The organism is Thermococcus litoralis DSM 5473 (assembly GCF_000246985.2).
In the GTDB taxonomy this organism is placed as follows: domain Archaea; phylum Methanobacteriota_B; class Thermococci; order Thermococcales; family Thermococcaceae; genus Thermococcus_A; species Thermococcus_A litoralis.
Genome location: NC_022084.1, coordinates 2,186,719 through 2,198,450 on the forward strand (window position 1 = coordinate 2,186,719; position 11,732 = coordinate 2,198,450).

Sequence of the window (11,732 nt, forward strand, 5' to 3'; positions counted from 1 at the left end):
TGGGATGTTTTTAAAATTTTTGCATGAATTCATTTAAACATCCATAAAGTTGAAAAGGAGAAGAGCCTAAACTCCAATTACGGAAAGAGGGGGATGAAATATGAAAGAAACAATACTCCTCACGGGCCCTCCCCTTAACGGACGGGATGAATATGCGGAAGAAGCGTTAAAGCTTGCAAAAAGTGAGAGCTTTCAGTATTATCACGTGTTTGATTATCTGAAGGAAGTCGGAAGAGAAAAGGGCGTCAAAATTACAAGAAAAAACGTTTTAGACTTTGCGATAAGCCATCCGGATTTGATGAACAGCATTCGCGACGAGGCGTTCAAAAGGATAAAAGACGAAATCGAAAAGAGCGAAAAGGCTTTTCATCTAGTCTCAACTCCAGCCCTGTTTAGATGGGGAAGTGGGAGCGTTTTAGGTTTTACCCTAAGCAACCTCAAGCTCTTAAAGCCGAGTAGGGTCATCATAATGCTCGATGATATCCTGAGTGTTAGAAGAAGGATAATCCATGATAAGGAATGGTTTGAGCGCTTTGGAGAAGACAAAGAGAACATTAAGCTCACAACCCTTGTAATGTGGCGTGAAGATGCCATAAACCACGTGAAAACCCTTGTCCATGAACTCAACAAGGAGGGGATCCAGGTTAGGTATGTCCTTCATTTTGGAATTAGACACCCACCCCAGACGTTTATAGATTTAATCTTCCATGAAAAAGAAAAACCCTTGGTGTACCTAAGCTATCCCATGACAGGGCATGAGGAGGAATACTACCATAGGGTTAGGGGATTTTACGAGAAGCTCAGCAGGCATTTCACGGTCTTGGATCCTGGAGCGCTTGACGACTGGTGGATTGTTGCAGAGTATGATGCTCAAGTAGAGAAAAACCCAGAAGTGCAGAGAATAAAAATCAAGAACATCTGGGATGGTGAAGAAATAGAAGAGCTCGACAGAGAGGATATAGAACAAGCCACCGATATTTTAAGGAGACAGCTCGTTGAGAGAGATTTTAATTTAGTGGATGTAAGCAAGGCCATAGCGGTCTATCACTATGCCCAAGGGGTATCTGCTGGGGTTATAAGCGAGATGGCTGAAGCATATAGGACTCTAGGAGCTATTTATCTCTACTACCCGTTTAAAAAGAGACCAAGCCCATTTATGGAATTCTACGGCATGCAAAATCCCTCAAGGAGAACGATGTTCAAGGACGAGAATGAGATGATCCAAGCTATGGTTGAAGAGAAGGAGTACTGGACAAAAGCATAAACTCCTGCTTTATTTTTTAACAACAAAGAACAATAAGAAAAGAGAGAAGAAATCACTTCTTGATCCATCCGCGGTCTTTCATTGCTTGGTAGACTCTGCTGACTGCAACTACGTAAGCAGCGTCTCTCATGTTGATGTTCTTCTCCTTGTGGGTGTTGTAAACGTCCCAGAAGGCCTTGGTCATCTTCTTGTCAAGCTTTGCCCTTGTCTCCTCAACTGTCCAGTAATCACCGGTTATGTTCTGTACCCATTCGAAGTAGCTTACTGTAACACCACCTGCGTTACAGAGGAAGTCGGGGATGATGAGTATGCCCTTCTCGTAGAGAATCTCGTCTGCCTCTGGTGTGGTTGGACCGTTTGCAAGCTCGGCAACGATCTTGGCCTTGATGTTGTCGGCGTTCTTCTTTGTGATGACCTCTTCGATAGCTGATGGTGCAAGAACATCTACCTCAAGCTCAAGGAGCTCTTCGTTGGTTATGTTGGTTGCTCCTGGGAAGTCCTTAACGCTACCGGTCTTCTTCTTCCAAGCAAGAACTTCGTCAGCGTTGAGGCCATCTGGGTTGTATATACCACCCTTGCTGTCGCTGACTGCAACAACCTTCATTCCGTACTCTTCGCTCATGATCTTGGCCATGTAGTATCCAGCGTTACCGTAACCCTGGATGGCTATTGTCTTGCCCTTCAAGTCCATTCCAAGAGCCTTTGCGGCTTCCCTAACTGTGTAGCTTGCACCTCTAGCTGTGGCATCCATTCTTGCTACGATACCACCAACGCTTGGTGGTTTACCCGTGATAACACCAAAGGATGGGTCTTTCCTTCTTGAGATTGTTTCATATTCGTCCATCATCCATGCCATGATCTGTGGGTTAGTGTAAACGTCTGGAGCTGGAATATCGGTGTATGGGCTTATAACATCATAGATAGCTCTTACATATCCTCTAGCAAGTCTTTCCTTCTCTCTGTCGCTCATTTCCTTTGGATTACAGATGACACCACCCTTACCTCCACCATATGGGAGGTCCATAACGGCAGTCTTCCAGGTCATCCAAGCGGCCAAAGCCTTGACGGTGCTAAGTGTTTCTTCAGGGTGCCATCTAATACCACCCTTTGTTGGACCGCGAGCCCAGTTGTATTGGACTCTAAATCCTGTGAAAACCTTTACAGAACCGTCATCCATCTCAACTGGAATGCTGACTTCAACAATTCTTTGTGGCCTCTTTAAAAACTCAAGGGCCTCTTCACTTATGTCCATATATTGGGCAGCTCTTTCAAGCTGCTTAACAGCAATTTCAAATGGGTCTTGCTCAACCATGTTCATCCCTCCAACTTAGGTGATTGGCGATACAAATTTGAGCAATAGCCTATATAAACTTTTCGCCGAAAGTGGTTAGAGAACCGATATTTTTAAACAAAAGGTTATGTACATACATTTTCCTATAAATAAAAAACATCTAAAAAAGTTTTCTGATGGAGAAGCCTCCAGAGGCTTTTTTTAGCATACATCAATGCCTAAGAAAGTGTATTGATGTATGGAAAGTTTTAACTATGTCAAAATATTTAAAAAGGTAAAAGTGCCCTCAGCGAGAAGTCGGTCATCACCCTTCAGCTCACTCTTGTTCCAATCATCGGGACATACTTAATTACATCAATCCTTTTAAAGCTAAACCTGCAATTAAAGTTACGCAACTATTATAATAGTTCTTACTTAATCGCTAAATTTTAAACAATTATTCAAAAACCATAATTACGCTAGTTTTAAGTATTGTCGTCTTGACAAATGTCCAGATTCTAAGTTTCAAGTGTTTGTAAATCGTCTTTTGTCGAGATAAGCCAAGAGAAAAGTTTATTAATGGAAGAAAACATAGACACATTTGCCGATATTTGTACATCGGCATCCTATTCAGATACAACAATATACGAGGTGAATTAGATGGAGCAAAGGGATAGGTGGGCAACCAAAATTGGTTTGATCTTAGCTATGGCAGGAAACGCAATAGGTCTCGGAAACTTCTGGAGATTTCCATATCAAGCCGCCGTCAATGGTGGCGGTGCGTTCATGATACCCTACTTTGTCGCACTGTTCCTCCTCGGAGTTCCTATTATGTGGGCAGAGTGGGTTACGGGGAGGTATGGAGGTAAGTACGGCCACGGTACATTGGGTCCAACATTCTACTTAATGGCTAGAGAAAGCGTGAAGCCCAGAACTGCCATTATCTTTGGTATGATCGGTGGTATGCTAGCTTTCTCAGTGACAACGCTGCTTAACAGCTATTATCTACACATTATCGGATGGTCCGCAGCTTACACGTACTTCAGCGCAACTGGAGCATACTTTGGAAAAGACTCCGTGGAGTTCCTTATTAGCTATCTCAGCAATAATACCCAAGTGTTCATCTTCTGGGTATCTCAGTTGCACTCCTTGGTGTCGCAGTAGCACAAGGTGTTAGTAAAGGTATCGAGAGATGGGTTAAAGTAATGATGCCAGCCTTGTATGTGGCAGCTATCTTATTGGTTTTAAGATCTCTCACCCTTGGTTCACCAGTAAAGCCGGAATGGAGCTCAATCAAGGGATTTGAATTCTTATGGGAGCCAAGATTTAGCGAGGTGACATTTAAATCAGCCCTTGCAGCTGCAGGACAGATATTCTTCACACTCTCCCTTGGTATGGGTATCATACAGAACTATGCCTCCTACCTAGGTCCAGAGGATGACGTTGCACTTTCAGGTCTTGCAACAGTTTCCCTTAATGAGTTTGCCGAAGTTATCCTTGGTGGTTCAATTGCTATCCCAATAGCCTTTGCTTACCTTGGCCCAGAAAAGGCTATAGCGGGTGGTGTTGGTTTAGCATACATAGCTTTACCAAACGTCTTCATGAACATGCCAGCTGGACAGCTATTCGGTGCAATATGGTTCCTATTACTCTGGTTTGCAGGGTTCACATCAGCTATAGCTATGTACAACTACTTAACAGCATTACTAGAAGAAGACCTTAAAATAAACAGAAAAACAGGTTCAGCAATTGTATTCCTGCTCTACTTGATATTAGGTCTCCCAGTTGTCCTTGACCCAACAAAAGCATCCCTTGACCTTTATTACTTAACAGAGCTTGACAATTGGGTTGGCTCATACCTGCTCGTCGTACTTGGTCTCTTTGACATCATAGTCGCAGTATGGCTCTTCAAGCCGGATAACTTCTGGGAGGAGCTTCACAAGGGAGCATATATTAAAGTTCCAAGCTGGATTAAACCAATTATGATGTACATAGCTCCGATTTATACAATAATACTCCTTCTGGGAAGTACATGGGATTACTACAAGGCAGGTTACTTCAAGGCAGTACCCGGCTATGTTGGCACGCCAGAATACGCCAATTGGGTGTGGTATGCAAGGGGTATGATGCTGTTTATCCTCATCATTGGTGCCATTGAGGCATACATGGCCATCAAGAAGAAGTATGGCGAGGAACTAGCAAAGAACGAGGTAATAATAAAGCTCTGAGGTGGTGAAAAATGAAGGCAAGCGCTCTGGCATTTATGGCCCTTGCATGGGGCGTAATATTAATCTGGATGTACTTGGCAGTGGGCAAATTGCTCAAGGCAGAGCAAAAATCTTAAAGCCCTTTTCTTTTCTTTATAATATTTAGAGGAGGTGTTCTTTGTGAAAAGTCCAGAGCTTCTTAGGGAAACTGCAAAGGTTTTAGAAGAGACTGAGGAAAAAATTAAAAGTTTAACTTCCCTCTCACCAAGGAAGAAACAGAGTGCCTTAAACAAGATAAGAGAAGCAAGAGAGAATTTTAGAAAAATGGCTGATGAAGTTGTTATTGATAACGAAGAGCTTGCCAACTTTTTCTTAAAGAGAGCTGTTAAGCTAAAGAACTCTACAAACGACAAGACCGTAGAGCGACTAGGGGAGAAAGAGTACATGAAGAGCGTCGAGGTGATGTTCAGATATTCTAAAGCTACTCCATATGATTTTGCCGGGTATATGAAATATGTAAACAGAGCTTACAAAGCATACGTGTGGGGCATGGTAAGCTTTTTCGTTGTAACGGCCTTCTTGCCGGTGGAATTTAAAATAACTTCACTCATATTGTTGATTCCGATATTGCTTTCTCTCCTGAGTTTAAGGAAGAGGGGATATACGGGACTTATGCTGGCTTTTGCTGCAATCCCAATTCCACTCATAACAGGTGCCCTTGCAGTGAGGGCTTATATAGATGTGTTTATAAGTCCCAGCGCACTTCAAGAAGCCGCTCAAGGATTGGGAGTATCTCCAACTACTGCCCAAATCATTGCTGGAATAATGGTGCTCTTTGGAATTGCCGAGCTGTTGCTGTTGAGCTATGCTATCTACATGTTTTACAAGCACAGACATGCGTTCCTCTGAAAAGAAAATTAAAATTTAGCTCTCAATAGAGAGCTTCGTTTCCTTTTTCTCCCGTCCTTACTCTTATCGCTTCATATACAGGCAGAATGAATATCTTCCCATCCCCGGGCATGCCTCGTCTTGCATTTTGAATTATTATACTAACGACTTTTTCAACATCCTCGTCTTTAACAACTATCTCAATCTTCATCTTCGGCATGAGTTCATAAGGTGGTACTCCTCCCTGCACACCCCTGCCCTTGACAGGATAAGCAGTCATGGGCACTATCCCCATCTGCTTCAAAGCCTTTTGAACTCTATCAAAATCCTCTTCCCTAACAACAGCTTCAATTTTTCTCATAAGTTCCACCAAATATAATTAGGCAAAGAAAAGAAGATAAACTTTTCTAACCCAGGTATTTCAAAGCCCTTTCAAGTCTCTTCTTTGGAATTCTTGTTTCTTTTGCCAGTTTCACTAAATCGGCATTTTTAAGGTCTTCAATGCTTCTAATCCCAGCTTTCTTTAGCTTTTCAACGGTCTTTGGGCCTATACCCTTTATAGCCAGAAGCTTTTTCTCGAATTCTTTTTCTTCCTTTGTTATCTCTTCAAGCTCAAGCTGACGTTTGGCTTTACTGCTCTCCCACCTTTCCTCCAAGTTCTGAGCACTTGCAACGCTTATGCTTTCCCCTTTCTCCTCTTCCTCTAAGGGAATTTCCGGTGGTTCAATGTGATCGGGAACACTCGGAGGCTCTTCGCTCACGTAAACCTCGATGTTTATTGGGTGGAATGGATTGTCAATCTCCTCCACCTCTTCTAAGAATTCCCTTTCTTTGAATTCACTGCCTTTGAAGTACTCTTCTAGAGCGTTTACCAAGCGGTGGAAGTAGTTTGCGTGCTCCAAAAGACGTTTTTTCCCATATTCCTTTGCTTGACCCGTGGTAATAAGGAAGGGCCAATCGCTGCTCTCAATAAGCAAAAGCTCCCTTCCAAGCTGTTCTAAAACTCTATCGCCAAATTCATCCTCATGGAGATATTTACTTGCAAGGGCAACCATCCTTCTCTCTGCAAGATGTATATGCTCCCACACCCACTCCACTTCTGGATTCCACCATGTGTAATGAGTCCCGTACATTCCCCACGAACCCTCTGGAAGCTCTATCTCATACCTCTCCCCCTGATAGTTCTCAAGGAACCTTGATATCGTTGTGCTCTCTATGCCCTCTTCTTCCATGAGCTCCAGTACCCTTCCAAGCCATTTAACACCCTCAAACCACCAGTGACCAAAGAGTTCCGTATCATAGGGCGCAACAACTATGCCTTTTTCTCCGCATTCTCTCTCATATTCTTCCAGGAGAGACTTAACTAAGCTTACAAAGTGTCTTGCATGTTCTTCAACCCTTTCTAAAGCCTTTTCTGGAACGTAGGGTTCTTTCCCCCCAAGGCCGACTTCTTTGGATGTAACCCTCCAGTACTGTCCTCCACTCTTTTCTGCTTTTTTGTGGAACTCCCTATACCAGAAATCCCCTGGATACCCTATGTCCGCACTCCAAACTTGGAGCCCAGTTTCCCTGTTCCTCGCGAACACAGCTATGTTCGTTCCCTTTATGAAGTAAGGTCTCAGCGTGGACTTCTTGGTCTTTGCAGGGAGGATTTTCCCATAGCCGAAGCTTGCTGGACCTTCATCTATCAGGTGGCTTTCAACAAAGAAAAACTCCAATCCGTACTTTTCTAAGAACTTCTCAATGCCTTTTCTCCATACGATCTCTCCGCTGCTTGGGCTTTGCCAAAGCCCTTCTGGCCTGTAAGCACACTCTGGAAGCCATATACCCTTTGGCTTCCTTCCAAAATATTTTTCGTAGGTGAGAATTCCATTGACAATCTGTCCCTCAATTGCTTCATCCCTCTCTAAAAGGGGTAGATAGCCGTGGGTCGCTCCAGATGTTATTATCTCGATGTATCCTTCGTCTTGGAGCTGCTTGAGAACCCCAAGTATGTCTCCGTTTATGCTCTTCCAGTACTCATAGACTCTAGTGAAGTAATCAAGCATGTAAGAAATTGCACGTTTAAGCTTTTCATCCTCGTATTTTTCCAAGTCCTCACGCATGGCTTTGAGTTTTCTCTCCATGTATTCCTCAAATCCCCTCTTTATGTATTCATCTGCAAGCTGCTCGGCTAATATCGGTGTGACACCTATTACCAGCTGAAACCTTGCCCCTTTTTTCTTGAGCCTCTCAAACTCCATCAAAAGAGGTATGTAAGTCTCAGAGATAGCCTCAAAGATCCACTCCTCGCCAAAAGGCCATTTGCCGTGTTTCCTTACATAGGGAATATGGGTGTGTAGCACAAACGTAAAATATCCTCTGACCATAAAATACCACCTCTATGCTGCAATTCTGTAGAACTTTATTAACTTTTGAGTATTTAACGATTTCGGAATGGAAATTCCTTTTATGGTTTAAAAATGGTTCATAACGATGAAATACTTGAGAATGTATGAGCACCGCTATAATTTAAAAGCATTTGGAACAACTTTCCCTAGGTGGGAAGAGTGAAGCAGGAAATGAGCAGCGTCGACATCAAATACATAGTAGAGGAGCTGAAGTCCTTGGAGGGGGCTAGGGTTGACAAAATATACCACGATGGGGATCAAATTAGAATAAAACTCCACATAGCGGGAGAAGGGAGAAAAGATCTTATTATTGAAGCGGGCAGAAGGATTCATCTAACAACCTACATAAAAGAAGCCCCCCAACAGCCCTCTTCGTTCACCATGCTTCTCAGAAAATACCTGAGCGGCTTGAGGCTTGAAAAGATAGAACAGCACGATTTTGACAGAATAGTGAAACTCAAAATAGGGGAATACACGCTAATAGCCGAGCTCTTTAAAAGGGGTAATGTTATTCTCGTTGATAAAGATAATGTCATAATCTCTGCCATGAGGCATGAAGAGTTTAAAGATAGGGCAATAAAACCAAAACACGAGTACAAAATCCCTCCTGCGAGAGAGAACCCCATTGACGTTTCTTGGGGGAAGTTTAAAGAGCTCATATCATCTCAAGAAGTTGAGATAGTTAGGGCTTTGGCGAGAAGCCTTAACATGGGTGGGTTATATGCAGAGGAGATTCTTCTAAGGGCTGAAATAGGGAAAACCAAAAAAGCCAACGAGTTGAATGAAGATGAGCTCAAAGCTATCTTTGATAGGATGAAAGAAGTTTTTAACTCCCCGAAGAAGCCAAACATAGTATATAAAGACTCTGCACCCATAGATGTCCTTCCAATCGAGCTCAAGTGGTATGAAGGCTATGAGAAAAAATTCTTCGAGACTTTCAGCGAGGCTTTAGATGAGTATTTTGGAAAAATCCTCATTGAGAGTGCAAAAATTGAGAGAACCAAAAAGCTTCAGGACAAGAAAAGAGGGTTAGAGGTTACTCTTAGAAAGCAAGAGGAAATGATAAAAGGTTTTGAAAGGCAAATGCAGGAAAATCAGGAGATCGGCGACTTAATCTACGCAAACTTCACCTTTGTGGAAAACCTCCTCAAAGAGCTTTCAAAGGCAGTTGAAAAGCTTGGGTGGGAGGAATTCAAGAAAAGAATAGAAGAAGGTAGAAAATCGGGCAATAAAGTAGCTCAGATAATAAAAGGCATAGATCCAAAAGAGAAGGCCGTAACGGTCGAACTCGAAGGTAAAAAGGTAAAGCTCTACCTCAACAAGAGCATAGGAGAAAACGCCGAGATTTACTATGAAAAAGCAAAGAAAGCAAAGCACAAGCTTGAGGGAGCAAGAAAAGCTTACGAAGACACACTGAAAAAAATTCAAGAAATTGAAAAGCTCATAGAGGAGGAAGAGAAAAAGGAGCTCAGCGTGAAGAAGCTTGAAAAAAGAAAGAAGAAGTGGTTCGAAAAGTTCAGATGGTTTGTAAGCAGTGAAGGCTTTCTGGTAATAGGGGGAAAAGATGCCACAACAAATGAAATAGTCGTAAAGAGACATATGAGTGAGAACGACCTCTACTGCCATGCAGATATTTATGGAGCGCCACACGTGGTAATAAAAGATGGCAAGAAAGCTGGGGAGAAAACGATATTCGAAGCCTGCCAGTTCGCAGTTTCCATGTCAAGGGCATGGAAAGATGGAATATACTCCGGAGACGCTTACTGGGCAGATCCGAGCCAAGTGACAAAAAAAGCCCCAAGTGGAGAATACCTGGGCAAAGGGGCCTTCATGGTTTATGGAAAGAGAAACTGGATGCATGGCTTACCAGTAAAGCTCGCCATTGGAATAGTGGAGTATGAAGGAGAGAAGCTCCCAATGTGTGGGCCTGTTGATGCCGTTAGGGCTCATACAGACAAGTACATCATTATCCGCCCGGGAAGAACAAAAAAGAGCGAACTTGCCAAAAAAATAGCTAAAATTTTCGAGAAGTGGGGGTACAAAGTGGAGCTTGACGACTTAATGCAAATCCTACCGCCCGGAAACGGTGAGATTGTGGAGGTGGTAGAATGATAAACCTCTACGCAATAGCCCAGAGAGAACTCGCAAAGGACTTGCTCTTCGAGGTTGACGATGAAGTGGTTACGTTCTCTGTAAAAGGGGTTATGATAGCAAAGACGAACTCAAAGGGCTATAATTTTTCTTTTGTTGAGATTACAGACAATGAGTTTGTGCTGGCAGTTCAGATGAGAGGGTATGTGATTTATCTCGGCTTAGAAAGCGATGAAGTAATTGACGAAGATGCATATCCAGAAATCGTAAGGGCATTGATAAACCACCTCTTGCCTGCCCTTCATGCCCTTGTCAAAGAGGCCGAGAAGAGCTATACCGGGAAAGCAGATTTGCTTTTAGACGATAATATGAGCCCTGAGATGAAAGAATTCTTTTATGAGTTACTCCTCAAACACAAGAGGGGATTGCCAACGCACGAGCAGGTCGACGTTGCGTAGCAAAGGTTTTTAAAGAATCTGCATGTAGGGAGGAACCATGAAAAGAACTGAGTATTATTCGTATGCAGCTGGGGAGCTTCCGGAAGGATGTAAGCTTTGTGTTCAAGGGGCAAAGTTAGTGCTCTTTACAACCGGAGTTTGTCCCAGAGATTGCTTCTACTGCCCCCTAAGCCCTTGGAGAAGAGGAGATGTCAGCTATGCAAATGAGAGGCCCATAAAGAGTCTTGACGACATAATAGAGGAGGCCAAAATCCAAGAGGCTTTGGGTGCGGGAGTTACTGGAGGAGATCCCCTTTCAAGGATAGATAGGACCGTGGAATATATAAAAGCCCTAAAAGAGAACTTTGGAGAGAAGTTTCACATCCACCTCTACACTACCGGAGCATTAGCCACAAGAGAGAACCTTGAAAAGCTTTACTCAGCGGGTTTGGATGAAATACGCTTCCACCCAGATCTTTTTAATCCCAACTCGAGGCTTCTCCAGAAAGAGCTTGAGAACATAAAGAATGCTTTTGATTTTGATTGGGATGTTGGCGGAGAAGTGCCGAGCGTTCCAGGGCAGGAAGAGAGGATTAAGTGGTTTGCTGAGTTTTTAGATGCCCGTGGAGCAAAGTTCCTCAATATAAATGAGCTTGAGTTCAGTGAGACCAATTTAGATGCCCTTCTCTCAAGAGGACTTAGAACTGTTAGCAATGAAAGTTCAGCGATAGCGGGAAGCCTTGAACTGGGGCTGAAGATCCTTGAATGGGGAGAAGAAAACACCTCCCTGAACTACCACCTATGCACAGCCAAGCTTAAGGACGCTGTTCAGCTGAGAAACAGACTCAAGAGGATGGCAAAAAACGTCGCCAAGCCCTATATGGAGATTACCGAAGAGGGAACCTTAAGGTTCGGGATTGCGGAGTATGATGACCTAATAGAGCTCTACAATTTGCTTGTAAATGAAGCGGAGGTTCCAGAAGAGTGGCTCTACATAAATACAAAGAAAGGAAGGATTGAAATGCCCATAGAGGTTGCAGAAGAGCTTGCCGATGCAATAGAAGGGGATGTAAAGTTCTACATAGTCGAGGAGTATCCGACGTGGGATCGAATAGAGGTCGAGAGGATTCCGCTTCCGTGATTTGATTAGCTTTTTTGCTTTTTCGTTAACTTGAAAGTGATTTC

At 43.2% G+C, this 11,732-nt stretch carries 8 protein-coding genes and 1 pseudogene; 6 read left to right on the forward strand and 3 right to left on the reverse strand.

The window, feature by feature from the left end; translation table 11 throughout:
• Positions 1–100: 100 nt before the first annotated feature.
• On the forward strand, positions 101–1,264 hold the full coding sequence (locus OCC_RS12025) for a hypothetical protein (RefSeq protein WP_004070136.1): 1,164 nt from the start codon (positions 101–103) through the stop codon (positions 1,262–1,264).
• Positions 1,265–1,316: 52 nt separating this feature from the next.
• Here the strand turns inward: OCC_RS12025 and gdhA are convergent, their stop codons facing one another.
• On the reverse strand, positions 1,317–2,576 hold the full coding sequence (gene gdhA, locus OCC_RS12030; protein ID WP_004070133.1) for a glutamate dehydrogenase: 1,260 nt from the start codon (positions 2,574–2,576) through the stop codon (positions 1,317–1,319).
• A 618-nt stretch (positions 2,577–3,194) separates the two neighbouring features.
• Between gdhA and OCC_RS12035 the strand changes: the two are divergent.
• Together OCC_RS12035 and OCC_RS12040 are read left to right on the forward strand one after the other, a co-directional pair.
• A pseudogene (locus OCC_RS12035) lies at positions 3,195–4,762 on the forward strand (sodium-dependent transporter).
• A 159-nt stretch (positions 4,763–4,921) separates the two neighbouring features.
• On the forward strand, positions 4,922–5,650 hold the full coding sequence (locus OCC_RS12040; protein ID WP_004070130.1) for a hypothetical protein: 729 nt from the start codon (positions 4,922–4,924) through the stop codon (positions 5,648–5,650).
• A gap of 22 nt (positions 5,651–5,672) precedes the next feature.
• On the opposite strand, the gene OCC_RS12045 is transcribed toward OCC_RS12040, so the two are convergent.
• Both OCC_RS12045 and OCC_RS12050 read right to left on the reverse strand, forming a co-directional pair.
• Positions 5,673–5,990 (reverse strand): P-II family nitrogen regulator, encoded by a 318-nt coding sequence (locus tag OCC_RS12045; RefSeq protein WP_004070128.1) that lies wholly within the window; start codon positions 5,988–5,990, stop codon positions 5,673–5,675.
• A 46-nt stretch (positions 5,991–6,036) separates the two neighbouring features.
• Positions 6,037–7,998 carry a 1,4-alpha-glucan branching protein gene (locus tag OCC_RS12050; RefSeq protein WP_004070126.1) on the reverse strand — a complete coding sequence of 654 codons (1,962 nt, stop codon included), beginning with the start codon at positions 7,996–7,998 and terminating at the stop codon, positions 6,037–6,039.
• Positions 7,999–8,178: 180 nt separating this feature from the next.
• On the opposite strand from OCC_RS12050, the gene rqcH reads away from it, so the two are divergent.
• The 3 genes from rqcH to OCC_RS12065 are packed head-to-tail and all read left to right on the forward strand — an operon-like array spanning position 8,179 to position 11,688.
• On the forward strand, positions 8,179–10,131 hold the full coding sequence (gene rqcH / locus OCC_RS12055; protein WP_004070124.1) for a ribosome rescue protein RqcH: 1,953 nt from the start codon (positions 8,179–8,181) through the stop codon (positions 10,129–10,131).
• Positions 10,128–10,568, forward strand: a complete 441-nt coding sequence (locus OCC_RS12060; RefSeq protein ID WP_004070122.1) for a hypothetical protein — start codon at positions 10,128–10,130, stop codon at positions 10,566–10,568. The genes rqcH and OCC_RS12060 overlap by 4 nt, the downstream gene beginning before the upstream one ends.
• 37 nt (positions 10,569–10,605) lie before the next feature.
• A complete protein-coding gene (locus OCC_RS12065) occupies positions 10,606–11,688 on the forward strand; it encodes a radical SAM protein (protein ID WP_004070120.1) in 1,083 nt (360 codons plus the stop codon).
• The last annotated feature ends 44 nt before the right edge of the window (positions 11,689–11,732 follow it).

Coding starts and splice junctions, on each gene's coding strand:
- OCC_RS12065 (WP_004070120.1), top strand. CDS start 10,606: ATGAAAAGAACTGAGTATTATTCGTATGCAGCTGGGGAGCTTCCGGAA.
- OCC_RS12025 (WP_004070136.1), top strand. CDS start 101: ATGAAAGAAACAATACTCCTCACGGGCCCTCCCCTTAACGGACGGGAT.
- gdhA (WP_004070133.1), bottom strand. CDS start 2,576: ATGGTTGAGCAAGACCCATTTGAAATTGCTGTTAAGCAGCTTGAAAGA.
- OCC_RS12045 (WP_004070128.1), bottom strand. CDS start 5,990: ATGAGAAAAATTGAAGCTGTTGTTAGGGAAGAGGATTTTGATAGAGTT.
- OCC_RS12050 (WP_004070126.1), bottom strand. CDS start 7,998: ATGGTCAGAGGATATTTTACGTTTGTGCTACACACCCATATTCCCTAT.
- OCC_RS12060 (WP_004070122.1), top strand. CDS start 10,128: ATGATAAACCTCTACGCAATAGCCCAGAGAGAACTCGCAAAGGACTTG.